25 protein-coding genes and 2 pseudogenes are annotated in these 24,950 nt (G+C 67.1%); 22 read left to right on the top strand and 5 right to left on the bottom strand.

The features are described 5' to 3' along the window. Positions 1 to 37 precede the first annotated feature (37 nt). The 17 genes from murC to CQ042_RS17040 all read left to right on the top strand — a co-directional run bounded on the left by murC (position 38) and on the right by CQ042_RS17040 (position 17,634). Positions 38 to 1,438, top strand: a complete 1,401-nt coding sequence (gene murC, locus CQ042_RS17120) for a UDP-N-acetylmuramate--L-alanine ligase (protein WP_105671659.1) — start codon at positions 38 to 40, stop codon at positions 1,436 to 1,438. A 3-nt stretch (positions 1,439 to 1,441) separates the two neighbouring features. Further along, positions 1,442 to 2,383, top strand: coding sequence for an FtsQ-type POTRA domain-containing protein (locus tag CQ042_RS17115; RefSeq protein ID WP_105671658.1), 942 nt, complete (start codon positions 1,442 to 1,444; stop codon positions 2,381 to 2,383). Between the two features lie 164 nt (positions 2,384 to 2,547). After that, entirely contained in the window at positions 2,548 to 3,690 is a 1,143-nt protein-coding gene (gene ftsZ, locus CQ042_RS17110) for a cell division protein FtsZ (RefSeq protein ID WP_105671657.1), read from the top strand. Between the two features lie 20 nt (positions 3,691 to 3,710). Continuing rightward, on the top strand, positions 3,711 to 4,394 hold the full coding sequence (locus CQ042_RS17105; RefSeq protein WP_105671691.1) for a YggS family pyridoxal phosphate-dependent enzyme: 684 nt from the start codon (positions 3,711 to 3,713) through the stop codon (positions 4,392 to 4,394). 43 nt (positions 4,395 to 4,437) lie between these two features. Then, the gene (locus CQ042_RS17100) at positions 4,438 to 4,917 is read left to right on the top strand and encodes a cell division protein SepF (RefSeq protein ID WP_021199342.1); all 480 of its coding nucleotides are present in this window, start codon (positions 4,438 to 4,440) and stop codon (positions 4,915 to 4,917) included. 3 nt (positions 4,918 to 4,920) lie between these two features. Beyond that, a complete protein-coding gene (locus CQ042_RS17095; protein WP_105671656.1) occupies positions 4,921 to 5,220 on the top strand; it encodes a YggT family protein in 300 nt (99 codons plus the stop codon). A gap of 181 nt (positions 5,221 to 5,401) precedes the next feature. Continuing rightward, the gene (locus CQ042_RS17090) at positions 5,402 to 5,998 is read left to right on the top strand and encodes a DivIVA domain-containing protein (protein ID WP_105671655.1); all 597 of its coding nucleotides are present in this window, start codon (positions 5,402 to 5,404) and stop codon (positions 5,996 to 5,998) included. A gap of 9 nt (positions 5,999 to 6,007) precedes the next feature. Next, positions 6,008 to 6,703 (top strand): signal peptidase II, encoded by a 696-nt coding sequence (gene lspA / locus CQ042_RS17085; RefSeq protein WP_105671654.1) that lies wholly within the window; start codon positions 6,008 to 6,010, stop codon positions 6,701 to 6,703. Positions 6,704 to 6,705: 2 nt separating this feature from the next. After that, positions 6,706 to 7,626, top strand: a complete 921-nt coding sequence (locus CQ042_RS17080) for an RluA family pseudouridine synthase (RefSeq protein WP_105671653.1) — start codon at positions 6,706 to 6,708, stop codon at positions 7,624 to 7,626. A 48-nt stretch (positions 7,627 to 7,674) separates the two neighbouring features. Next, entirely contained in the window at positions 7,675 to 8,274 is a 600-nt protein-coding gene (locus CQ042_RS17075) for a GNAT family N-acetyltransferase (protein ID WP_105671652.1), read from the top strand. 31 nt (positions 8,275 to 8,305) lie between these two features. Then, on the top strand, positions 8,306 to 8,911 hold the full coding sequence (locus CQ042_RS17070; RefSeq protein ID WP_105671651.1) for an RNA polymerase sigma factor: 606 nt from the start codon (positions 8,306 to 8,308) through the stop codon (positions 8,909 to 8,911). After that, the gene (locus CQ042_RS17065; protein ID WP_146115421.1) at positions 8,886 to 9,962 is read left to right on the top strand and encodes a hypothetical protein; all 1,077 of its coding nucleotides are present in this window, start codon (positions 8,886 to 8,888) and stop codon (positions 9,960 to 9,962) included. The genes CQ042_RS17070 and CQ042_RS17065 overlap by 26 nt, the downstream gene beginning before the upstream one ends. A gap of 63 nt (positions 9,963 to 10,025) precedes the next feature. Continuing rightward, complete coding sequence (dnaE, locus tag CQ042_RS17060; RefSeq protein WP_105671649.1) at positions 10,026 to 13,544, top strand: DNA polymerase III subunit alpha; 3,519 nt, start codon at positions 10,026 to 10,028, stop codon at positions 13,542 to 13,544. A 70-nt stretch (positions 13,545 to 13,614) separates the two neighbouring features. After that, positions 13,615 to 14,799 (top strand): hypothetical protein, encoded by a 1,185-nt coding sequence (locus tag CQ042_RS17055; protein ID WP_105671648.1) that lies wholly within the window; start codon positions 13,615 to 13,617, stop codon positions 14,797 to 14,799. A 1-nt stretch (position 14,800) separates the two neighbouring features. Next, on the top strand, positions 14,801 to 16,105 hold the full coding sequence (gene hisD / locus CQ042_RS17050) for a histidinol dehydrogenase (protein WP_105671647.1): 1,305 nt from the start codon (positions 14,801 to 14,803) through the stop codon (positions 16,103 to 16,105). Between the two features lie 10 nt (positions 16,106 to 16,115). After that, positions 16,116 to 16,586 carry a transcriptional regulator NrdR gene (nrdR, locus tag CQ042_RS17045; protein ID WP_105671646.1) on the top strand — a complete coding sequence of 157 codons (471 nt, stop codon included), beginning with the start codon at positions 16,116 to 16,118 and terminating at the stop codon, positions 16,584 to 16,586. Between the two features lie 10 nt (positions 16,587 to 16,596). After that, positions 16,597 to 17,634, top strand: a complete 1,038-nt coding sequence (locus CQ042_RS17040; RefSeq protein WP_105671645.1) for a quinone-dependent dihydroorotate dehydrogenase — start codon at positions 16,597 to 16,599, stop codon at positions 17,632 to 17,634. Here CQ042_RS17040 and CQ042_RS17035 read toward each other — a convergent pair. Further along, entirely contained in the window at positions 17,609 to 18,181 is a 573-nt protein-coding gene (locus CQ042_RS17035; RefSeq protein WP_105671644.1) for a DUF3043 domain-containing protein, read from the bottom strand. The genes CQ042_RS17040 and CQ042_RS17035 overlap by 26 nt on opposite strands. 45 nt (positions 18,182 to 18,226) lie before the next feature. Between CQ042_RS17035 and CQ042_RS17030 the strand changes: the two genes are divergently transcribed. From CQ042_RS17030 to CQ042_RS17010, 5 genes are all read left to right on the top strand, one after another. After that, positions 18,227 to 19,630, top strand: a complete 1,404-nt coding sequence (locus CQ042_RS17030; protein WP_105671643.1) for a dipeptidase — start codon at positions 18,227 to 18,229, stop codon at positions 19,628 to 19,630. A 70-nt stretch (positions 19,631 to 19,700) separates the two neighbouring features. Beyond that, the gene (gene erpA, locus CQ042_RS17025) at positions 19,701 to 20,063 is read left to right on the top strand and encodes an iron-sulfur cluster insertion protein ErpA (RefSeq protein ID WP_105671642.1); all 363 of its coding nucleotides are present in this window, start codon (positions 19,701 to 19,703) and stop codon (positions 20,061 to 20,063) included. A gap of 140 nt (positions 20,064 to 20,203) precedes the next feature. Further along, entirely contained in the window at positions 20,204 to 21,106 is a 903-nt protein-coding gene (gene coxB / locus CQ042_RS17020; protein WP_105671641.1) for a cytochrome c oxidase subunit II, read from the top strand. Positions 21,107 to 21,109: 3 nt separating this feature from the next. Beyond that, a complete protein-coding gene (gene ctaD, locus CQ042_RS17015; protein ID WP_181157608.1) occupies positions 21,110 to 22,843 on the top strand; it encodes a cytochrome c oxidase subunit I in 1,734 nt (577 codons plus the stop codon). Positions 22,844 to 22,846: 3 nt separating this feature from the next. Then, positions 22,847 to 23,281: a cytochrome c oxidase subunit 4 gene (locus CQ042_RS17010; RefSeq protein WP_105671640.1), complete on the top strand. Its 435-nt coding sequence runs from the start codon at positions 22,847 to 22,849 to the stop codon at positions 23,279 to 23,281. A 66-nt stretch (positions 23,282 to 23,347) separates the two neighbouring features. Here the strand turns inward: CQ042_RS17010 and CQ042_RS17005 are convergent, their stop codons facing one another. From CQ042_RS17005 to CQ042_RS16990, 4 genes and pseudogenes are all read right to left on the bottom strand, one after another. Further along, positions 23,348 to 23,767: a rhodanese-like domain-containing protein gene (locus CQ042_RS17005; protein WP_105671639.1), complete on the bottom strand. Its 420-nt coding sequence runs from the start codon at positions 23,765 to 23,767 to the stop codon at positions 23,348 to 23,350. Positions 23,768 to 23,838: 71 nt separating this feature from the next. After that, on the bottom strand, positions 23,839 to 24,357 hold the full coding sequence (locus CQ042_RS17000; protein ID WP_105671638.1) for a GNAT family N-acetyltransferase: 519 nt from the start codon (positions 24,355 to 24,357) through the stop codon (positions 23,839 to 23,841). A gap of 2 nt (positions 24,358 to 24,359) precedes the next feature. Then, positions 24,360 to 24,566 (bottom strand): annotated as a pseudogene (locus CQ042_RS16995) (RidA family protein); the annotation flags it as partial. A 113-nt stretch (positions 24,567 to 24,679) separates the two neighbouring features. Beyond that, positions 24,680 to 24,950: pseudogene (locus CQ042_RS16990) on the bottom strand (ubiquinol-cytochrome c reductase cytochrome b subunit); the annotation flags it as partial.

Raw genomic sequence — 24,950 nt, 5'->3', positions numbered from 1 at the left:
GGCCGACGAGACCGAAGAAAAGTAGACTGAAGCGGAAATGATCAGACCCGACCTCTCCCTCCCCATTCCCGAGACGATCACCTCCGCGCACTTCATCGGCATCGGCGGGTCCGGCATGAGCGGACTCGCGAAGATGTTCCTCGACGCCGGCATCCGCGTCTCGGGCAGCGATCGCGCCGACAGTGACAACCTGCGCGCACTGGCCGCAGCCGGAGCGACAGTGCACGTCGGGCACGACGCTGCGCACCTCGGCGATGCCGACACGGTCGTGCACACCGGCGCGATCTGGCCGGAGAACCCCGAGTTCGTGACGGCGAAGGCGCGAGGGCTCCACGTCATCCACCGCTCCCAGGCGCTGCACTGGCTGATCGGGACGCGGCGGCTCGTCTCAGTGGCCGGAGCGCACGGCAAGACGACCTCGACCGGCATGATCGTCACCGGACTGCGTGATCTCGGGGCCGACCCGCACTTCGTCAACGGCGGGGTCATCGAGCAGCTCGGCGCGTCGAGCGCGACGGGTACGGGCGACCTGTTCGTCGTCGAGGCCGACGAGTCCGACGGCACCTTCCTGCTCTACGACACCGCGGTGGCGCTGATCACCAACGTCGATCCCGATCATCTCGATCACTACGGATCGGACGAGGCCTTCCACGCGGCGTTCGTGCAGTTCGCCGACGCCGCGACCGAGGCGGTCGTGATCTCCAGCGATGATGCCGGCGCGCTTCGCGTCGGCGCAGGGCTCTCGCACCCGAACGTGCTCACGTTCGGCCAGGCGGAGGACGCCGACGTGCGGGTCATCGACATCGTCACCTCCGGCCCCGTCTCTGCGACGCTGAGGCACGAGGGGGAGCAGGCCCGGATGCAGCTCGCCGTCCCCGGGGTGCACAACGCGATCAACGCGGCAGGTGCGGTCACCGTTCTGCGCGCGCTCGGCTACCCGCTCGCCGATGCGGTGCGCGCCGTCGAGGGATTCGCCGGCACCGTCCGCCGTCTGGAGCAGCACGGTGTCGAGCGCGGGGTGACCGTGTACGACGACTACTCGCACCACCCGACCGAGGTACGTGCCGCCCTCGAGGCGATGCGCAGCATCGCGGGCTCGGGGCGGATCATCGCGATCCAGCAGCCGCACACGTACTCCCGTACACAGCACATGTATCAGGAATTCGCTGACGTGCTCGAGGAGTTCGCAGATCACACCGTGATGCTGGATGTCTACGGTGCGCGGGAAGACCCCGTTCCCGGCGTCACCGGTGAGCTGGTGAGCGGAGCGTTCCGCGACCCCGCGCGTGTGCACTACGTCGAGGACTGGCAGCAGGCGGCCGACTACACGGCCACCGTCGCGCGTGAAGGCGACTTCGTCGTCACGCTCGGCTGCGGCAACGTCTACCAGATCATCCCGCAGGTCTTGGATTCACTGCGTCGGACCGACGAGGCGTAGCCGATGCGCCGGCCCGCTCCGCTTCCGACCACCCCGGAGAGTTCGGGGGAGAAGGATGCCGCGCCGACGGTGAAGGCGCGTCAGAGACGCGATGCCGCCGCCGAGGAGTTCTCGACGACGGAAGGTCCGGCGCCGGACGGTGCCGCACCCGATGGGGGTCCGGACGGCGTGTCTGCCGAGGACCCGCAGCCGACGTCGACCAGGGACGTCTGGCGCGCCGCGCGCGCGAGACGCAAGGCGCTGAGGGCCGAGATCCGGCGCTTCACCCAGCGCTCCCGACGTCGAAGGATCATCTGGCTGAGCAGCATCGGCGCCGCCGTCCTGCTGGTCGGCGGAAGTGTCGCCGCCGCGTACAGCCCGCTCTTCGCCGTGCAGAAGATCACGGTCGCCGGAGCCACGAGTCTCGATCCCGCCGCGATCGAGGCTGCTCTCGACGACCAGCTCGGCACCCCGCTGGCCCTCGTGGACACGAGCGAGGTGAAGGCCGCGCTGCTGGCGTTTCCGCTCATCGAGACCTACGCGCTCGAGGCGCGCCCTCCGCACGATCTCACCGTGCGCATCGTGGAGCGCACCCCTGTCGGCGTGATCAGGTCGGACGCCGGGTACACCCTGGTGGACGCGGCCGGTGTCGCGCTTTCGACCACGTCCGATCAGCCCGCGGGGCAGCCGGTGATCGATGCCGCGGGTGGCGTGGATACGGCGGCATTCCGGAGCGTGGGGCTCGTGGTGCGGTCTCTCCCCGCCGATGTCCGCACCGTGCTCACCGGTGTCCGTGCGACCACGGCGGACGATGTGACCCTCACCCTCAGCAGCGGGCTGACGGTGGTCTGGGGGAGCGCGGAGGAGTCCGCGCTCAAGGCTGTCGCGCTCTCGACGACGATGCTCGCGAACCCCGGAGCCGGGTCGATCGACGTCACTTCCCCTGACGTGGCCGTCGTCGGCTGACGGCTTTCACGGAGAATGGCGCGACACGCCCATGTCTTCGCGCGCGCGCGGCCAGGCGGCGCTTACCGTCAATCAAAGAGAACGCAATACCGGGAAATACTTTACACCTCTAGTTGAGGTTTAAGGTTCACCCATTTCCAGGCTTTACTAATCGGAGGCCGGCCATGAGCCAGAACCAGAACTACCTCGCCGTGATCAAGGTCGTCGGCGTCGGCGGTGGCGGCGTCAACGCCGTGAACCGCATGATCGATCTCGGTCTCCGTGGAGTCGAGTTCATCGCCGTCAACACCGACGCGCAGGCGCTCCTCATGAGCGATGCCGACGTGAAGCTCGACGTGGGCCGCGAGCTCACTCGCGGCCTCGGTGCCGGAGCGGATCCGGAGGTGGGTCGCCGTGCGGCGGAAGACCACGCCGAAGAGATCGAGCAGGCACTGACCGGAGCGGACATGGTCTTCGTGACCGCCGGAGAAGGTGGAGGAACCGGAACCGGTGGCGCTCCCGTCGTCGCCCGGATCGCGAAGTCGATCGGCGCCCTGACCATCGGTGTCGTGACCAAGCCCTTCTCGTTCGAAGGGCGTCGCCGCCAGAGCCAGGCCGAGGCCGGCGTCGCCAAGCTCAAGGAAGAAGTCGACACCCTCATCGTGGTGCCGAACGATCGTCTCCTCGAGATCAGCGATCGCGGCATCTCGATGATCGAAGCGTTCGCGACCGCCGACCAGGTGCTCCTCGCCGGTGTCCAGGGCATCACCGACCTCATCACGACCCCGGGTCTCATCAACCTCGACTTCGCCGACGTCAAGTCGGTCATGCAGGGCGCGGGCTCGGCCCTCATGGGCATCGGCTCTGCGCGCGGAGCCGATCGTGCGATCAAGGCCGCCGAGCTCGCCGTCGAGTCTCCGCTCCTGGAGGCGAGCATCGAAGGTGCGCACGGTGTGCTGCTCTCGATCCAGGGTGGCTCGAACCTCGGCATCTTCGAGATCCACGATGCCGCCGACCTGGTGAAGGAAGCCGCGCACCCCGAGGCGAACATCATCTTCGGTACGGTCATCGACGACACGCTCGGCGACGAGGTCAGGGTGACCGTGATCGCCGCGGGCTTCGACGGCGGAGAGCCCTCGCTGCGACTGGACCCCATGGTCGTGTCCCGGCCGTCGACCGCGACCCTTCCCGAGGTCGAGGTCGCTGAGGAGGTCGAGACGGTGAACGAGCCCGCGAAGCCCGAGCCCGCTCAGCCGCGTGTCCAGACGACCAGCATCGAGCCGGCGTTCGCGGACGACGACATCGACATCCCCGAATTCCTGAAGTGACCCCCGGGGGCGACGCCGCGATGCCCTCGGGCCTCGCCGCGCGGCTGTCGGCGATCGATGAACAGATCGCCGACGCCGCGCGGACGGCGGGCCGCGAACCGGAGGAGATCACTCGGATCGTGGTGACGAAGTTCCACCCGGCGGAGCTTGTGCGCGAACTCCACGGGCTCGGTGTCCGAGACGTCGGGGAGAACCGTCAGCAGGAGTTGTCCGCCAAGCAGTCCGCGCTGTCATCCCTCGACCTGCGCTGGCACTTCATCGGCCAGGGGCAGACCAACAAAGCTGCGGCGATCCGCCGAAGCGCGGACGTCGTGCACTCGGTCGATCGCGACCGATTCGCTGATGCGCTGCATCGGGCGGCGGACGACGACGATCGACTCGACGTGCTCGTGCAGGTCAACCTCACCGACGACCCGGGCCGCGGGGGAGCAGTACCCGCGGATGCCGTCTCCCTCGCGGAGCACATCCTGGCCCTGCCGTCGCTGCGTCTGCGCGGCGTGATGGCCGTCGCGCCCCTCGATGAGGACCCCGCGTCCGCCTTCGCCCGTCTCCGGGAGGTGGCCGAACGCGTCCGTACGGTCGAGCCCTCCGCCTCGTGGATCTCCGCGGGGATGACGGGAGACTTCGCCGAGGCGATCGCCGCCGGCGCGACACACCTGCGGATCGGCTCCGCAATCACCGGCCCTCGACCCGACCGGGGTTAACCTGTGAAAAGACCAGCCCCAAACGTTCGAACCGGAGGACACGATGGGTAACCCGCTGAAGAAGACCATGGTGTATCTCGGCCTCGCCGACGAGGAAGAGGTCTACGAGGAGGAGACGCAGGCACCTGCCCGCGCTCACCGTGAACGCGACCGCGATCGTGACCGCGAGGAGCCGGCCCCGGCCCCCGTCACCCCGCTGCGTCGCCCCGTCGCCGTCCGCCAGCCGTCTGCAGGAGCCGTGAACGAGATTCTCACCGTCCACCCGAAGCAGTACCGCGACGCGCAGCTGATCGCGGAGAGCTTCCGCGAAGGCGTCCCGGTCATCATCAACCTCTCGCAGATGAGCGATGCCGACGCGCGTCGTCTCATCGACTTCGCGAGCGGTCTGTCCCTGGGCCTCTACGGCCGCATCGAACGCGTGACCTCGAAGGTGTTCCTGCTCTCGCCGGAGAACATCGCGGTCTCGGGTCACGGGGGCATCGCACACGCAGACGCCGAGTCTGCGGGCTTCGACCAGTCGTAGCCCGTGCAGCTGGTCTCGGTCATAGCGAGCATCGTCCATCTGGTGCTCCTGCTGTATGTCTTCGTGCTGTTCGCACGCCTGATCCTGGACTACATCCCGATGTTCAATCGGGAATGGCGTCCGAAGGGATTCGGACTGGTCGCCGCTGAGGCGGTCTACACGCTCACCGATCCGCCTATCCGGTTCTTCCGGCGGATCATCCCGCCCCTGCGGATCGGCTCGCTGTCCCTCGACTTCGGGTTCGCGCTCACGCTGTTGGTCGTCCTGATCCTGATGAATGTCGTCGGGCTGTTCATGCGCTGAACTCCGGGCGAAACCCCCGATGGTGACCTGCCGAGTTCGCGCACTCTGGGTGTCGTGACATCGCGGCGCCAATGTGCGGGGGCTATGCTGGCACCCAGGTGCGCGCCCCGGGTTCGCGCCACATCACGACCACGCCATACATCGGTACTGGCAATCGAACTCATCGAAAGAGGAGCCACCCATGGCACTTACCCCGGATGACGTCGTCACCAAGCAGTTCCAGCACGTCCGCTTCAAGGACGGCTTCGACCCGGACGAGGTGGACGACTTCCTCGACGAGATCGTCATCGAGTGGCGCAAGGCCCTCGAGGAGAACGTCGAACTGAAGGCCAAGCTGGCCGCGTACGAGTCCGGTGCTGCTCCTGAAGCCGCCGCTCCCGCCGCTGTCGAGGCTCCGGCTCCCGCCGCCCCGGTCGCCGAGGCTCCGGCCGAGCCCGCTCCGACCGGCTCCGCGACCGCGACCGCCGGCATCATCGAGCTCGCACAGCGTCTGCACGACGAGCACGTCGCCGAGGGCGAGGCGAAGCGCAACGCGCTCATCGCCGAGGCCGAGACCGAGGTCGCTCGAATCCGCACCGAGGCCGAGGCCAAGCAGCGCGAGGAGTCCGCACGTCTGGAGCGCGAGCGCAACACGCTCGAGGCTCGCATCACCGAGCTTCGCAACTTCGAGCGCGACTACCGCTCGCAGCTGCGCGGCTACATCGAGGGCCAGCTCCGCGAGCTCGACGAGAAGTCGACCTCCACGGACTCGACGCCCGTTTCCGCGATCGGTCTGTAAGGCGCCCTCTTGTCAGGACGCCGTCCCTTTCGTCGGTCGGCGGCCGGTGCGGTCGTTGCGATTCTCGCAGCGCTCGTACTGGCCGCCGACCAGTTTGTGAAGTACCTCACGATCGAGAACCTCCCGTATCAGGAGCCGGTTCCCGTCCTCGGAGAGTTCCTTCAGCTGTACTACGTCCGCAACCCCGGTGCGGCGTTCTCACTCGGATCCGAGGTCACCTGGATCTTCACGATCGCTCTCGCGGTCGTCGCCTGCGTGATCGTCTGGAAGGCGTTCGGGCTCAAGTCGCGGCTGTGGGCCGTCGTTCTCGGCTGCCTGCTCGGCGGCGTGCTCGGCAACCTCAGCGATCGCCTCTTCCGCGAGCCCGGTTTCCCGGTGGGACATGTCGTCGACATGATCTCGATGCCGTGGATGATGCCGGCGATCTTCAACGTCGCCGACATCTTCATCGTGACGGGAATGATCTCCGTCGCGCTGCTGGTCGTCTTCGGACTGCGCTTCGACGGGACGCGCGAGCGCGACCACGCCGTGGTCGAGACCGAGGAAGAAGCCGAAGCGGCGGCCGTGGCCGCCATGGCCGACACGGAGACGGATGCGGAGTCGCTCGACGCGGATGACGCGGCGGTGGATGCCGTCGGCGCAGAGCTTTCGATCGACGATGATGCGCCCTCGGAGGGTGCGGCTCCCGCATCCGAAGGACGCTGACCGTGGAGTCCCGGTCTCTGCCGGTGCCCGATGGCTTGGACGGCACTCGCGTCGATGCGGCTTTGGCGAAGCTCATGGGCTTCTCCCGTACCTTCGCCGCCGAAGTCGCCGCAGCAGGCGGTGTGCGGTTGGACGGCGTGACGCTCGACAAATCCGATCGCCTCCGCGGCGGCGGCTGGCTCGATGTGGAATGGCAGCCGAAGGAAGCGCCGAAGATCATTCCGATTGCGGTGCCCGAACTCGGCATCGTGTACGACGACGACGACATCGTCGTGGTCGACAAGCCCACCGGCGTCGCGGCGCATCCCTCGGTCGGTTGGGAGGGTCCGACGGTCGTCGGCGCTCTCGCGGCCGCAGGATTCCGGGTCGCCACCAGCGGTGCTCCCGAACGTCAGGGGGTCGTGCATCGGCTCGATGTCGGCACCAGTGGTCTGATGGTCGTCGCGAAATCCGAACACGCCTATACGGTGCTGAAACAGGCGTTCAAGGACCGTACGGTCGAGAAGATCTACCACGCTGTCGTGCAGGGGCATCCGGACCCCCTCGCGGGGACGATCGACGCGCCGATCGGGCGCCACCCGAACCACTCCTGGAAGTTCGCGGTGGTCCCCGACGGCAAGCCGTCGGTCACGCACTACGAGACACTCGAGGCGTTTCCCGGCGCGTCGCTCCTCGAGATCCACCTCGAGACAGGGCGCACGCATCAGATCCGCGTGCACATGGCGGCCCACCGGCATCCTTGCGTCGGCGACCCACTCTACGGCGCGGACCCGACCATGTCGGCTCGGCTCGGGCTCACGCGGCAATGGCTGCACGCGCACCGGCTGGCGTTCGCCCACCCCGCGACGGGGGATTGGGTGCAGTTCGAGTCGCCGTACCCGGAGGACTTCCGACACGCGCTGGACGTGCTCCGCGGGGAGTAGTCCGCGCTTCTCCGGTGCGATGTCGGTGATGTGCGCAACACTGAGCGCATGACCATCGAGGTTCGCCCCGCCACCGTGTTCGACGACGTCGCGACGCTCGTCGGGCCGAAGAAGCCGACGTCGAACGTGTGCTTCTGCCTGAGCTACCGCATCGGCAGCAAAGAGAACGTGGCGCTGAAGGGGCAGGCCCGTGCCGACCGCGTGCGCGAGCTGTGCCACCAGGACCCACCGCCCGGGGTGATCGCCTATCTCGACGACGAACCGGTCGGCTGGGCGGCAGTGCATCCGCGCAGTGAGACGAGTTTCGCCCGCAATCGACTCATCCCGCACATCGACGACCTGGATGTGTGGTCGCTGTGGTGTTTCCGGGTGCGCCCCGGGCATCGTAAGCAGGGCATCTCGCACGCGTTGATCCAGGGAGCGGTCGACTACGCGAAGGAGCGCGGCGCCCCGGCGATAGAGGGATACCCGGTCGACAACAGCGGTGAGAAGGTGAATCTGACGATGGCGTACGTCGGCACGAGGTCGCTGTTCGAAAGCGCGGGATTCTTGAAGGCGGCCGACACCGGTTCCGTGCTCGACGGATTTCCTCGGGTTCTGATGCGGCTCGACCTGGGGGCATCGCGGAAGTCGTCGAAGAAAGCGTGAACCGTTTTCGTGAATCGTCCCAATACTCAGTGTGAGCACGGACAGCGAGATCATCCAGCGGTCGCTCGAAGAGCCCGGAGTCTTCTCCGAGATCTTCGAGCGGCACGTCCGACCCGTCGGCGGCTACATCCGGCGACGGGTCGGAGCAGACGCCGTCGACGACGTTCTGAGCGAGACGTTTCTCATCGCCTTCCGACGGCGTTCATCGTTCGATCTCCGGACGGAGTCGGCGCGGCCCTGGCTACTCGGTATCGCGACCAAGGTGGTGAAGAGCCATCGGGCTGCGGAAGCGCGACAGTGGCGGGCATTCGAGGCGTCGGCATCAGCGGAGGAGGTCGCGGTGGAGATTCCTCAGGTCGCCTCCGATTCGCGGATCGACGCCGACGCCGCTCTCCGTGCCCTGGCCCCGCGAATCGCCGCCCTCGCGGCAAAGGAACGGGACACGCTGCTGCTGCATGCGTGGGGTGATCTCACCTATGCGCAGATCGCCGTTGCACTGGGTGTCCCGGTCGGAACCGTTCGGTCGCGGCTGAATCGCGTTCGTCGCAAGCTCGCGCCGCCCGGCTCACACGGATCAGCCCGATTGACATGGATGGCGAAGGAGGAGAGCGATGCCGCTTATGGAACGAGTTCGTGAGATCGGGGTGGACGAGTCCCGCGTCGACGATGACACCGTGCTCACGGCGCGTCGGGCGCTGATGAGGGAGATGGCGCGGAGTGCGCGTCCGGAGCGCACGCTTCGTTCGCGACGGCGGACCTGGACCGGGGTCGGCATCGGGGGGCTCGTCGCCGGGGCCGCGGTGACCGCGATCGTGGCCGGCTCCGTGCTCGCGCCGCCGGCCGCGCCCGATGCCGCAGCGGCGGAAGTGCTGGAGCGGGCATCCGCCGTGACGTTCGATGCGACGGACACGACACTCGTCGCCGGGCAGTATCTGCGGATCGAGACCGTCGGTGAGCATCTCCAGTTTTGGCGAGCCGACTGGGCCGATGACGACGACGAGAACACGATGCCGTTCAACGCCTCCCGAGGCGGCAGCGACGCTGCCGTGCTCGTCCGCGACACGCGAGTGCTGTACATCCCGGCCGACCGGTCCGGTGATTGGTTCTACGACTGGGGGCGCGCCGAGGCCGTCGAGTCCTTCGGAGCACGTGGTGCGGATGCGGTACGGGAATGGTCCTCTTCGCCCGGGGCCCAGATGCGCGAAGGCGACACGATCGAGACGCTCCCGGGGGGAGAGTTCGTCGCCGTCGGCGGTGACGAACCTCCGACGCCCTATCTGGCGGACCGATACCGCCCGCACTATGCCGTGATGCCGAGAGAACCCCGGGAGTTGCTCGAGTGGCTTCGCACGCCGTCGGGGATGTCAGGCGAGGAAGCGGACCGGTGGCTCGTGGCGAGCCTCAGCGACCCGTCGGCGATAAACCTGATGCCGGCCGACCTGCGTTCCGCGTTCTTCCTCGCGATCGCCCTGATCCCGGGATTCGAAGTGCTCGGCGATGATGGTGCGGCGGCGACGCTGCAGTACGTGGTCCCCGGTCACCGCACGACGACGATCGTGATCGACACCGCTCAGGGTCTCGTCTCCTCGATCGCGGAGAGCTACGGAACCGGCGGTCCCGCAGGCGACACCCTCGACTCCGTCACCACCGTGCACACGTCGGTCGTGGACTCGGCGCCACGACCCTGACGACCCTGCGAAGCGCCCCGGCACCGACGTCCGGTGTCGGGGCCTCGCCGTAGACTCGAAGGCATGGCATCCGACTCCTTCGTCCACCTGCATGTGCACAGCGAATACTCCATGCTGGACGGTGCGGCGAAGATAAACGCGATGACCCAGGCGGCCGCCGAGTACGGCATGCCGGCCATCGCGGTGACCGACCACGGCAACACGTTCGCGGCGTTCGAGTTCTACAACGCGGCGCGGAACGCGGGCATCAAGCCCATCATCGGGCTCGAGGCGTACATGACCCCGGGCACGCACCGCAGCGACAAGACGCGTGTGCAGTGGGGGTCACCCGACCAGAAGAGCGACGACGTCTCCGGCTCGGGTGCGTACACCCACATGACGATGTGGAGCCAGAGCACCGAGGGCATGCACAACCTCTTCCGGATCAGTTCCCGGTCGAGCACGGAGGGCTACTACTTCAAGCCCCGCATGGACCGCGAGCTGCTCCAGACCTACGGCAAGGGGATCATCGCGACGACGGGATGCCCATCAGGCGAGGTGCAGACCAGGCTCCGGCTCGGCCAGTACGACGCGGCGCGGGCGGCAGCGGCGGAGTTCCAGGACATCTTCGGCAAGGAGAACTACTTCGCCGAGATCATGGACCACGGTCTCTCCATCGAGCGACGGGTGATGACCGACCTGCTCCGCCTCGCGAAAGACCTGAACATCCCGCTCGTCGCCACCAACGACTCGCACTACACGCATCAGCATGAGGCCGATGCGCACGAGGCGCTGCTGTGCGTGCAGTCGGGATCGACCATGGACGACCCGAACCGCTTCAAGTTCGACGGCGACGGGTACTACATCAAGACGGCTGCCGAGATGCGGCAGCTGTTCCGCGACCACCCTGAGGCCTGCGACAACACCCTGCTGATCGCCGAGCGCTGCGAGGTCGAGTTCGACACCTCGGCGAACTACATGCCGCGGTTCCCCGTGCCGGACGGCGAGACGGAGGACAGCTGGCTCATCAAAGAGGTCGAGACGGGCCTCCACTACCGCTACCCCGGCGGCATCCCGGACAAGGTGCGCAAGCAGGCCGAGTACGAGACCGGCATCATCCTGCAGATGGGATTCCCCGGGTACTTCCTCGTCGTCGCCGACTTCATCAACTGGGCCAAGGACAACGGCATCCGTGTCGGCCCCGGGCGTGGCTCGGGTGCCGGATCCATGGTCGCCTACGCGATGAAGATCACCGACCTCGACCCGCTCGAGCACGGCCTGATCTTCGAGCGATTCCTCAACCCCGACCGCGTCTCGATGCCCGACTTCGACGTCGACTTCGATGACCGGCGCCGCGGCGAGGTCATCGACTACGTCACGGAGAAGTACGGGTCGGAGCGCGTCGCACAGATCGTCACCTACGGAACGATCAAGTCGAAGCAGGCGCTGAAAGACGCCGGCCGTGTGCTCGGCTTCCCGTTCAGCATGGGGGAGCGGCTCACCAAGGCGATGCCGCCGCCCGTGATGGGCAAGGACATGCCCCTCGACGGCATGTTCGACTCGGCGCACCCCCGCTACAAGGAAGCCAGCGAGTTCCGCGCGCTGATCGACACCGACCCCGAGGCGAAGACCGTCTTCGACCGCGCGCTCGGGCTCGAGGGGCTGAAACGCCAGTGGGGTGTGCACGCCGCCGGTGTGATCATGTCGTCCGATCCGCTGCTCGACATCATCCCGATCATGAAGCGCGAGCAGGACGGCCAGATCGTCACGCAGTTCGACTACCCGTCGTGCGAGTCGCTCGGTCTGATCAAGATGGACTTCCTGGGGCTCCGCAACCTCACGATCATCTCGGACGCGCTCGACAACATCCGTACCAACCGCGGCGAAGAGCTCGACCTCGAGCACCTCGGTCTCGACGATCCCGGGGTGTATCAGCTGCTCGCGCGCGGTGACACCCTCGGCGTCTTCCAGCTCGACAGCCCGCCGCTGCGCTCCCTCATGCGCCTGATGAAGCCCGACAACTTCGGCGACATCTCGGCACTCATCGCGCTGTACCGACCGGGTCCGATGGGCGCGAACTCGCACACCAACTACGCGCTGCGAAAGAACGGCGTGCAGGAGATCACGCCGATCCATCCGGAGCTGGAAGCACCGCTCGCCGAGATCCTCGAGGAGTCCTACGGGCTCATCATCTACCAGGAGCAGGTCATGGCGATCGCCCAGGCGGTCGCCGGGTTCAGCCTCGGACAGGCCGACATCCTGCGTCGAGCGATGGGAAAGAAGAAGAAGTCCGAGCTCGACAAGCAGTACGAGGGCTTCGCGGGCGGCATGAAGGAGCGCGGCTTCGGTGAGGCCGCGGTCAAGGCGCTGTGGGACATCTTGCTGCCCTTCTCGGATTACGCCTTCAACAAAGCCCACTCGGCCGCGTACGGTCTCGTGTCATATTGGACGGCCTACCTCAAGGCGCACTATCCCGCCGAGTACATGGCAGCACTGCTCACCAGCGTCGGCGACTCCAAAGACAAGATGGCGCTGTATCTGAACGAGTGCCGCCGCATGGGCATCAAGGTGCTGCCGCCCGATGTGTCGGACTCGATCAACTTCTTCGCGGCCGTCGGCGACGACATCCGCTTCGGCCTCGGAGCGGTGCGCAACGTCGGCAGCAACGTCGTCGAGGGCATCGTGCAGGCGCGCAAGGATGAGCGCTTCACCTCGTTCCACCACTTCCTCGACAAGGTGCCGCTGCACGTCTCGAACAAGCGCACCGTCGAGTCGCTGATCAAGGCCGGTGCGTTCGACTCGATGGGAGATTCCCGCCGAGCGCTCATGGAGGTGCACGAGGACGCGGTCGAGGCCGCGGTCGACCGCAAGCGCAACGAGGCCCAGGGCGCCATCGGATTCGACTTCGACAGCCTCTACGACGGCATGGAAGAGGCGGCGCCTGCGAAGGTGCCCGCCCGGCCGGAATGGGTCAAGAAGGACAAGCTCGCATTCGAGCGGGAGATGCTCGGTCTCTACGTGTCCGACCACCCTCTCGCCGGTCTGGAGGTCCCGCTCGCGAAGCACGCATCGATCTCGATCCACGACCTCAACAACTCCGAGGACATGCAGGACGGCGACCAGGTGACGGTGGCCGGACTCGTGACCAGTGTGCAGCATCGCGTCGCGAAGGCCAGTGGAAACCCCTACGGCATGATCACCGTCGAGGACTTCAACGGCGAGGTGACCGTGATGTTCATGGGGAAGACGTACACCGAGTTCCAGCACACGCTGCAGCAGGACGCCATCCTCGCGGTGCGCGGGCGCGTCTCCCGTCGCGATGACGGACTCAACCTCCATGCGCAGTCGGCGTTCGCGCCCGATGTCGGTTCCTTCGATGCCGCGGGACCGCTGTCCCTCGTGCTCGCCGAGCAGCGCGCCACCGAGCGCGTGATGATGGAGCTCGCCGAAGTGCTACGCCGCCACAACGGCGACACCGAGGTGCTGCTCCGCGTGCACCGTGGCGGCACCGCGAAGGTCTTCGAGGTGCCGATGCCGGTCAAGGTCTCCGCAGACCTGTTCGGTGACCTCAAGTCACTGCTCGGACCCACCTGTCTGGGGTGAGCGGGTAGGATCGTGAGCCGTCGGCAGCACGACGAATCCCCCCGTCGAGCACGTGACGAAAGGACCACCCATGAGCACGGATCTCCCTGAAGTTGAGCCCGAGGACACGGTCTTCAGCGACGACGACGGCGTCCTGTACGACGAGGAGGTCACCCCCGAGTTCGGGATCCTCGGGTTCACGCTGCGCGAACTGCTCATCGTCGGCGTCTGGCTGCTGTCCTTCGTGTTCTCTTTCTTCCCGGTGATCGGCCACCTGTCGCTGTGGGCAGTCGGCATCGAGTGGATCCTGCCCGTCGCCCTCCCGACTGTCGCCGTATTCCTGCTCGTGCTGCGTCGCTTCTCGCCGGACGGCATCCGCCGGGTCGGTTCGCTGGGCATCGACCAGTTCGCCTCCGTGGCGTTCTCCGTGTCCGCCGTGGTCTGGGCCGGGAGTCTCTGGCTCGCGATCTCCACGCTCATCTCCACCGGGCACTGGGGCCTCCCGTGGAACGGCGTCGCGATGGGCGTCACGTCGCTCGCGCTCGTCGTCCTCACGGTGTTCGCCCCGATCATCCCCGGGCTGAAGGAGGACTTCCACGGTCGCCTCGTCACTCTCGCCCACCGCAACGCGAATCCGGTGCGCCCCGTCATCCCGCGCCCGGAGCCCGTCGCCGAAGCTCCCGTCGCCGATGAGGCATCGGTCGACGATCGAACCGACGTCGCGGGGGACAGCGCTGCGCTCCCGCTCGTCGTCGATGTCGACATCGAGACATCGGGTAGGCAGGCCACCGACGAGATCGCCCGGCTCGACCTGGCGGAACAGGTGCCCCTCACCGCGCACGCCTCCGGCGGAGACATCGGAACCGAACCGGCAGTCTCCGGAGAGGAGTACGTTCCCGCCTACTCGCGGCGCTCCCGAGGGCAGGAGCCGGAGATCGTCTCGGACACCGGAAGCATCGAGTCCCTGTTGGAGACCGCAGCGACCTACGAGACGGCCGTCGTCGCCGACGACTCCGAACCTCCCGTCGTGGAAGGGCTCGCCGAGGTCGAGGCAGACGTCGCCATGGACCAGCGTGGGGCTGCCGCCGCTCAGCCGTTCTGGATCCTCGCACCGTCCGAGCGCGACGTCCATGACGAGCGCGGGGAGGCGCTCTTCCGCATCGGTCCGAACGCCTGGGCCCTCGTGATCGAGGACCGTGGGGGTGCGTTCGTCATCCGCCATGACGACGGACGGATCGGGTATCTCCACGACATCTCCGACATCACGAAGGGCTGAAATGCGCACGATCGACCTGCGAGGGCGGGAGCTCTCGCCCTCAGACATGCTCGCCGCCGTGCCTCGGGCCAGCCAGGCACGTGCCGAGGCGCTCGACACCGCCGCACGCATCGTCGAGGACGTACGTGTGCACGGGGAGGTCGCGCTGCGGGAACAGGCCGAGCAGTTCGACCGCGTCACGGGTCACGATGTCCGCGTTCCGGCCGAGCACATCGCCTCGGCTCTGGCCGAACTCGCTCCCGAGGTGCGGAGTGCTCTCGAGGAAGCGATCCGTCGGGTGCGTCTCGCCTCGGCCGCGCAGGTTCCCGCCACGCAGGTCACCCGCATCGGGGAAGGCGCGGTCATCACGCAGCGCTGGCAGCCCGTGCACCGCGTGGGGGTCTACATCCCCGGAGGCAAGGCCGTCTATCCGTCGAGCGTGATCATGAACGTCGTTCCCGCGCAGATCGCCGGTGTCACACAGATCGCGCTGGCATCACCGCCGCAGGCCGATCAGGACGGGCGGATCCACCCGACGATCCTCGCGGCCGCCGCGCTGCTGGGCGTGACCGAGGTGTATGCGATGGGTGGCGCCGGAGCGATCGGCGCCCTGGCGTACGGCGTGCCGACGCTCGACCTCGATCCGGTGGATGTCGTCTCCGGCCCGGGAAACAACTATGTGGCGTCCGCCAAGCGTGCCGTCGCCGGTGTCGTCGGCACGGACTCGGAGGCGGGGGCGACAGAGATCCTCGTCGTCGCCGACGCCGCGGCGGATCCGCGCCTCATCGCCGCCGACCTGGTCAGCCAGGCCGAGCACGACGAGCAGGCGTCAGCCGTGCTGGTCACCGACGCGGTCGAGCTCGCCGCGCAGGTCGCCGCCGAGGTGGAGCGCATCACCGCGATCACGCGACACAGCGCTCGAGTCGCCGCGGCCCTCTCAGGCCCCCAGTCGGCGATCGTCCTCGTCGATGGCAGGGACATGGCCACCGCCTTCAGCAACGCCTACGCGCCGGAGCACCTCGAACTGCACCTCGTCGACGCCGAGGAAGCCGCAGCCGCCTTCACGAGCGCCGGCGCCGTGTTCGTCGGCGATCAGACGCCGGTGAGTCTGGGCGACTACATGGCGGGAAGCAACCACGTGCTGCCGACCGGGGGACAGGCGCGCTACGCCCCGGGGCTCGGGTCCTATACGTTCCTCCGTCCACAGCAGGTGATCTCCTACGACAGGGCCGCGCTGGCGGCCGTGCGCGCAGGGGTCGTCGCCCTCGCCGACACCGAGGTGCTCCCCGCACACGGTGAGGCGATCGAGGCGCGGTTCACCGCGTAGGATCGGTCAGATGCACTGCCCCTTCTGTCGACACCCCGACTCCCGCGTCATCGATTCGCGCACCAGCGACGACGGGCTCTCGATCAGACGGCGCCGCCAGTGCCCGGAGTGCGGCGGCCGTTTCACGACCACGGAGACGGCGAGCCTCAACGTCATCAAGCGGTCCGGGGTGATGGAGCCGTTCAGTCGCGAGAAGGTCATCACCGGTGTGCGCAAGGCCTGCCAGGGGCGTCCGGTCACGGAAGGCGATCTCGCCGTTCTCGCCCAGCGCGTGGAAGAGGCGGTTCGGCAGACAGGCGTCTCGCAGCTCGACACCAACGAGATCGGTCTCGCGATCCTCGGCCCCCTGCGCGAGCTCGACGAGGTCGCGTTCCTGCGGTTCGCCAGCGTCTACCAGGCGTTCGACTCGCTCGAGGACTTCGAGGCCGCGATCACCGATCTGCGCGCGGACCACACGAAGCGGGAGGCCGAGGACCGGTAATCTGGCAGGGATGTATCCGCTGCTCTTCCGCGCTGTCCTCTCGCGCTTCGACCCCGAGTTCGCCCACCATGCCGGGATGGCGGTGATCCGCGTCCTCGGTGCACCGCCGTTCGCTGCGGCGACGCGTGCGTTCACCCGTCCCGACCCGTCTCTGCGCGTCGAGGCTCTCGGGCTCACGTTCCCCTCCCCGTTCGGCATCGCTGCGGGCTTCGACAAGAACGCGGTCGGTGTGCGTGGTCTGGCCGCACTCGGCTTCGGGCACGTGGAGGTCGGCACCGTGACGGCGATCCCCCAGGAGGGAAACCCGAAGCCGCGTCTCTTCCGCCTGATCGCCGATCGGGCGGTCATCAACCGGATGGGCTTCAACAACGCCGGAGCGGATGCGGCGGCACGCCGTCTCGCCCGTCTTCGTCGGGGTGCGCCGGACACGGTGATCGGCGTGAACATCGGGAAGAGCCGGGTGGTGGACGTCGAGAACGCGACGGCCGACTACGTGGCCTCCGCGATCCGCCTCGCCCCGCTGGCGGACTATCTGGCAGTGAACGTGTCGTCTCCGAACACGCCGGGACTTCGCGGTCTGCAGGCCGTCGAGACGCTCGCGCCACTGCTTCGTGCGGTCAGGGAGGCATCGGGAGCCACACCGTTGCTCGTCAAGATCGCGCCCGATCTTCCTGATCAGGAGATCGCGGCGATCGCACAGATGGCGGTGGACGAAGGCCTCGCCGGGATCATCGCGCACAACACCACGATCAGCCGAGACGGTCTGCTCACGGACGCCGCGACCGTCGAGGCTGCAGGTGCGGGTGGTCTTTCCGGTGCGCCGCTGAAGAAGCGGTCCCTCGAGGTGCTCCGTGCCGTGCGCGACGCCGTGCCCGCCGACTTCTGCGTGATCGCGGTGGGCGGCGTCGAGACTCCCGCCGATGTGCAGGAACGTCTGGACGCCGGAGCCACCCTCGTGCAGGGGTACACCGCGTTCCTCTACCGCGGGCCCTTCTGGGGCCGCGAGATCAACAGAGGACTGGTCAGTCGGGGTACTGCCCTCGCTTGACCTGCGGCTTGGGCAGGCGCATGAAACGCATCTGCAGCGCGCGCATCGCGGCGTACCAGCCGAGGCCGCGCTCGAGGCGCTCCTTGCCGAACTTGGCTGCCGCCTTGCGCTTGACCCGCATGCTGAGCAGGACCATGCCGCCGATCGCGATCACCAGGTACCCCATCATCACGATGTAGGCGTAGAACGAGATGGCCGTGTTCGCCGGCACGAGCGAGGCGAGGATGACCAGAACCATGACACCCATCACGAACTCGGCCGGGTGCCAGCCCGCATCCACGTAGTCGCGGACCCAGCGCCGCTGCGGCCCCTTGTCGCGGACAGGAAGATACTTCTCCTCGCCGGCGGCCATGCCGGCCTGCGCGCGGGCGCGACGTTCGTTGAGGTCGGCCTTGGCAGCCGCCTTCGCCTCCTTGGTGTTGGCGACCAGGGGGCGGCGTCGCGCCGCCTCCTGCTCCGCGCGGGTCGGCGTCGCGCGCCCCTTGCCGACGCCAGGCGTCTCGGGAGCATCGTCGTTCGTCGAAGGGGTAGCAGGGGTAGTGGCCACGGAATTCCTCGGTTCGCTGCGGGGGATCGCCTTAAGATTACTCGCATGACCTCTCCTCTTCCTCCCCGCGAGTCCGATGCCGCCGTCCTCGAAGCCGTGGCGACCGGGCTCCCGTCCGCGCTTTCGGACCTCGGCCACCTCGTGCGCATCCCCGGGATGGCCTGGCCGGCGTTCGATCAGACGCAGCTGGAGCGCAGTGCGGAAGCCGTCGCGGCGCTCGCTTCGGACACCGGGATCTTCGACGAGGTCCGCGTGCTGCGCGCCGCGATCCCCGGTACCGACGAGCAGGGACAGCCGGCGGTCCTCGCCACGAGGGCGGCCCGCAACGGCAAGCCGACCATCCTCCTCTACGCACACCACGACGTGCAGCCTCCCGGTGACGACGCCCTGTGGGAGACCCCGCCCTTCGAGCCCACGGTGCGAGACGGACGCCTCTACGGGCGTGGTGCCGCAGATGACAAGGCCGGGATCATGGCCCACATCGCCTCGATCAGAGCGGTGAGCGAGACGCTCGGCGACGACCTCGACCTCGGCATCGCCATGTTCATCGAGGGGGAGGAGGAGTACGGATCGCGCTCCTTCGCGCAGTTCCTCTCCGACAACAAGGAGGCGTTGCGCGCGGATGCCATCGTCGTCGCCGACTCCGGGAACTGGGATTCCGTGACCCCGGGCCTCACCGTCTCCCTTCGCGGCAACGCGCGGTTCACGATGCGTGTGCGCACCTTGGATCACGCGTCTCACTCGGGGATGTTCGGCGGTGCCGTGCCGGATGCGATGATGGCCACGGTCACCCTGCTGTCGACATTGTGGAACGCGGACGGCTCCGTCGCCGTCGCGGGCATGACAGAGCGTGACTCTCCGACGCCCGAGTACACCGAGGAGACCCTCCGGAACGAGGCGGGCCTCCTCGCCGGAACATCGCCGATCGGCGACGGGACCATCCTCAGCCGGATCTGGAACAAGCCGGCGGTCACCGTGATCGGCATCGACGCCACGAGTGTCGCTGCGGCATCCAACACCCTCCTTCCGGAGGTCACCGTGGTGATCAGCGCGCGCGTCGCACCAGGACAGACCGGGCAGGACGCGTACGACGCGCTCGAGAGCCATCTTCGCGCCCATGCGCCGTTCGGTGCGGAGCTCACCTTCGCCGATGTCGATCTCGGCGACGGCTTCCTCGTCGACACCAGCGGTTGGGCGGTGTCGCTGACGCGGGACGCCATGCGCGACGGATACGGGGTGCCGCCGGTCGACCTCGGAGTGGGAGGGTCGATTCCGTTCATCGCCGATCTGGTGCGGGAGTTCCCCGAGGCGCAGATCCTCGTCACCGGAGTGGAGGATCCGTTCTCGCGTGCCCACAGCCCGAACGAGTCGCTGCACCTCGACACCTTCCGCCACGCCGTGGCGACCGAGGCTTTGCTGCTCGCGCGGATGAATGCCGCCGAACTCTGAGCCTCACAGGATCCGCGGCGGTAGAATCGTCCGAGAAGCCGTGCACCTGCGGCCCGTCACAAGGAGCGACATGAGCGACACCACACTCTCCCCAGAGACCATCCGCGCACACGGCGTCACCCTGACCGACGCTGCCGCCACGAAGGTGAAGAACCTCCTCGAGCAGGAGGGACGCGACGATCTCCGTCTGCGCGTCGCCGTGCAGCCCGGCGGATGCTCGGGCCTGATCTACCAGCTGTACTTCGACGAGCGCTACCTCGAGGGCGACGAGACCGTCGACTTCGACGGCGTCGAGGTCATCATCGACAACATGAGCGTCCCGTACCTCGACGGTGCGGCGATCGACTTCAAGGACACGATCTCCGAGCAGGGGTTCACGATCGACAACCCCAACGCAGCGGGCAGCTGCGCGTGCGGCGACAGCTTCCACTGATCTTCGCTCTGCCGATCCGGCCGCCGTCACCACTGGTGACGGCGGCCGTTCCGCTTCCGGAACCTGCGTGGTTGGCATGAATCAGGTGTGAGGTTGCCCTAGACTTGGGTGTGCTCTGTTCGCGATCTGAAAGGTGCATCGTGCCCTCGAAACGCAGCCTTCGTTGGGCCGCCCTCCCTGTGGGAGTTGCGGCAGCCTTGGCCCTGGCGGGATGTACTCCCACTGAGCTGAACGGCTTTCTTCCGGGCTTCGTGGAGGGTGGCCCCGCAGCCACCAATCAGACCGAGCGTGTCTCTTCGCTCTGGGTGAACTCCTGGATCGTCCTGCTCGCCGTCGGCATCATCACCTGGGGCCTCATGGCCTGGGCGGCGATCGCCTACCGCCGTCGCAAGGGTCAGACCGGTCTGCCGGTGCAGATGCGGTACAACATGCCGATCGAGATCTTCTACACGATCGTGCCGCTCATCCTGGTGCTGGGCATGTTCTTCTTCACCGCTCGCGACCAGACGGCGATCGAGGCGAAGTGGGACGAGCCCGACGTCGAGATCACCGCGATCGCCAAGCAGTGGGCGTGGGACTTCCAGTACGACGGTGAGGAGAAGGACAACTCCGACGCCGTGTGGACCATGGGCATCCAGGCCCAGCCCGACAAGGACGGCAACATCGACCAGGCGCAGCTGCCGACGCTGGTGCTGCCGGTCGACCAGAAGGTCACGATCCACCTGCAGTCGCGTGACGTCATCCACTCCTTCTGGATCATCGACTTCCTGTACAAGAAGGACATGTTCATCGGGAAGGACAACTCCTGGTCGTTCATCCCGACCCGCGAAGGCGAGTACGCCGGCAAGTGCGCCGAGCTCTGCGGTGAGTATCACTCGATGATGCTCTTCAACGTGAAGGTCGTCTCGCAGGACGAGTACGACGACTACCTCGCGTCCCTCGAGGAAGAGGGCAACACGGGCGACATCACCGACGCCTACGACCGTCTCTCGAACTTCCCGGGCACGACCCCGAAGACCGACACCGAGGAAGGAGGGGAGTAAGTCATGTCGACCACAGAAGCTCCCCGTACCGACGAGACCCCCCGGTCGCGTCCCAGCACACTGCCCGCCCGCCAGGCCGCTCTCATGAGCTCCTCGCGTGTGGAGCAGAAGGGCAACATCGTCGTCAAGTGGATCACGTCCACGGACCACAAGACGATCGGGTACATGTACCTGATCGCCTCGGTGATGTTCTTCCTCCTCGGCGGTGTGATGGCGCTCGTCATCCGTGCCGAGCTGTTCGCGCCGGGAATGCAGATCATCCCGACGAAGGAGCAGTACAACCAGCTGTTCACGATGCACGGCACGATCATGCTGCTGATGTTCGCGACGCCGCTGTTCGCGGGCTTCGCCAACGCCATCCTGCCGCTGCAGATCGGTGCTCCCGATGTCGCGTTCCCGCGTCTGAACGCCTTCGCGTTCTGGCTCTTCCTCTTCGGCTCGACGATCGCGGTCGCCGGCTTCCTCACCCCGCAGGGTGCGGCATCCTTCGGGTGGTTCGCCTATCAGCCACTGGCGGGAGCGTCGTTCTCGCCGGGCGCCGGTGGAAACCTCTGGATGGTCGGTCTCGGCATCTCCGGATTCGGAACCATCCTCGGTGCGGTGAACTTCATCACGACGATCATCACCATGCGTGCCCCCGGCATGACCATGTGGCGCATGCCGATCTTCTCGTGGAACACGCTCATCACGAGCCTGCTCATCCTGATGGCGTTCCCGGTTCTCGCCGCGGCCATCTTCGCTGCCGCGGCGGACCGTATCCTGGGTGCGCACATCTACGACCCGGCCAACGGTGGCGTCCTGCTCTGGCAGCACTTGTTCTGGTTCTTCGGTCACCCCGAGGTGTACATCATCGCACTGCCGTTCTTCGGCATCGTCTCCGAGATCTTCCCGGTGTTCAGCCGCAAGCCGATCTTCGGGTACAAGACCCTGGTCTACGCGACGATCGCGATCGCGGCACTTTCGGTCGCGGTGTGGGCGCACCACATGTACGTCACCGGCTCGGTGCTGCTGCCGTTCTTCGCGCTCATGACGATGCTCATCGCGGTGCCGACGGGTGTGAAGATCTTCAACTGGATCGGCACGCTCTGGCGAGGCTCGGTGACCTTCGAGACCCCGATGGTGTTCGCCCTCGGCTTCCTCGTGTCGTTCGTCTTCGGTGGTCTGACGGGTGTGATCCTCGCGGCCCCGCCGCTGGACTTCGCGCTGTCCGACTCGTACTTCGTCGTCGCACACTTCCACTACGTCGTGTTCGGCACGGTCGTGTTCGCGATGTTCGCCGGCTTCTACTTCTGGTGGCCGAAGTGGACGGGGCGCATGCTGAACGAGCGTCTGGGTTACGTGCACTTCTGGTTGCTGTTCATCGGCTTCCACATGACGTTCCTGATCCAGCACTGGCTGGGCGTCGACGGCATGGTCCGTCGTTACGCGGACTACTCGGCGGCGGACGGCTGGACCTGGCAGAACCAGGTCTCCACGATCGGTGCGATCATCCTCGGCGCCTCGATGCTGCCGTTCTTCCTGAACGTGTGGATCACGGCGCGCAAGGCACCGAAGGTCACGGTCAACGACCCCTGGGGCTACGGCGCGTCGCTGGAGTGGGCGACGTCCTGCCCGCCGCCGCGACACAACTTCACGTCGATCCCGCGCATCCGCAGCGAGCGCCCCGCATTCGACCTGAACCACCCGGAAGCCGCCGAGTTCGCGACCACGGCTCCCGGCGAGCGAGAGGCCCACTAAGTCATGCGCGACAACGTCATTCTCTGGTGGATCCTGACGGCGTTCTTCGCCCTCGTCGGTGTGATCTACACCGGCTGGCACATCCTGGCCACGCCGTCCGACAACTTCGCGGAGCGGATCGAGTGGGTCGGCACGGTAGCGCTGTTCTTCGCGGCCTTCATGGCAGCCATGATCGCGTTCTATCTCGACCGCACGCACAAGGCGCAGCGGGGTGAACTGCCCGAGGACATCCTGACCGCGGACATCGATGACGGCGATCCGGAGCTCGGTGAGTTCAGCCCGTGGTCCTGGTGGCCCATCGTGCTCGCGGCCTCGGCCGGCGTCTTCGTCGTGGGTCTCGCGGTCGGACACTTCCTCCTCCCGATCGGCCTCGCGATCTTCGTCGTCGCGATCGTCGGCTGGGTCTACGAGTACTACCGCGGCAACTTCGCCCGCTGAGACGGCGGTATCGAAGAAGGCCCCCGGATTCGTCCGGGGGCCTTCTTCGTGTGCGGAGAGTGTCGATCAGGCGCGGGTGCGGATGCGTGCGATGCCGGTCAGCGGATCCACGGGGCGGTGATGGACGCCATCGGCGTCTTCGACCGCGTACCCTTCGCGGACCCAGTACTCGAAGCCGCCGATCATCTCTCGGACCTGATATCCGAGACGGGCGAACTCGAGCGCACCCTTCGCGCCGGCGTTGCACCCGGGGCTCCAGCAGTAGACGACGACGTCGGCGCTCTCCGGAACCTCGACGGGGGCGCGGGTGGCGATCTCGCTGTAATGCATGTGCACGGCCCCTGCGACGCGCCCTTGGGCCCAGGCCTCGTCGGAGCGCACGTCGACGACCACGACATTCTCACCGGCCTTGAGCGCGGCATGAACGTCGCTGGGGTCGGTCTCGTAGGTCAGCTTGGCCGCGTAGAAGTCGGTGCGATCGATCATGCTCCCAGCCTAGGAGCGACGGTGCGTGGCCCCCAGCGGATTCCTGTCGGTCAGCGTCCGATTGCCGTCGATCAGAGGGTCGCAGTCATCTGGACGCGAGGGCCGTGCGCGAAGAGTCCGAGGGCCGTCTCGACGTGCACGAGCCCGCGGAGCAACGGAGTTTCAGGTTCGCTCTCGACGAAGCCGCATGAGGCGTAGAAGGGTGCGTTCCAGGGCACATCGACATAGGTGCGAAGCGTGATCTCGCTATGACCACGACGCCGGGCCTCAGCGAGTGCAGCCTCGACGAGCCGGCGACCGATGCCACGGCGCCCGTAGGCGGGGAGGACGGAGAGCTGTTCGAGATGTGCATGCCCGTCGATCTCCATGACGTGAACGAATCCGACCACCCCCGGTACCGCATCATCCTCGTCGCCGAGGGATTCTGCCACGAGAACGAAGCCCGGTGCGGATGTGCGTTCGTGGGGGGATGTCGGGGGAGGCCAGTCGACGGCACGGAAGCGGTCGATGAGCAGGGCGTCTGCGGCAACCTCGATCTGCTCGGTGACCTCATCGTCTTCCGGGGTGGCCGAACGCACGGAGATGTCCATGATCAGCTGGTGACCGCGGCGATCGCCTCGATCTCCACGAGTTGATGGTCGTAGCCGAGCACGGTGACGCCCAGAAGGGTGCTGGGGACGTCATGAGAGCCGAAAGCCGCGTGGACCACATCCCAGGCCGTGACGAGGTCAGCTTGCGCGGAGGAGGCCACCAGTACCCTCGTGCTGATGACGTCGGTTAAGGTCGCGCCGGCGAGGGAAGCGGCGCGGATCAGCTGGACGGCGGATGACATGGTTGGATCCTCTCATTCAGGACTTAACGATGAAGGCCCCGTCCGCATGGACGAGGCCTTCATCAGTGGGGGAGTGGCGACTACTCGCCGTCCTCCGACTTCTTGCGAGGCTTCTTGACCGGCTCGGTCGCGATGACCGTGCTGGGGGTGTTCGGCGTCTCGTCGACGTGCGTCTCATCGACCGTGAGCGGGGCATCCGGGAAGCCGGCACGCTCGTGAGCGCCCTGGATCTCCGCGGCCTCGGTCTCGTCGTTGTGCGCCGTGACGTGGTGCTGGTGCGCGTCTGCCGCCTCCACCTCGGCCTGCGTGAGCGGCGCGAGGCGGTCTTCGAAGAACCAGCGGGAGATCGAG

The organism is Microbacterium sp. MYb62, assembly GCF_002979475.1.
Taxonomy (GTDB): Bacteria; Actinomycetota; Actinomycetes; order Actinomycetales; family Microbacteriaceae; genus Microbacterium.
The sequence above is the reverse complement of the archived record's forward strand: the minus strand, read 5'-3'. Positions and strand labels throughout refer to the sequence as shown.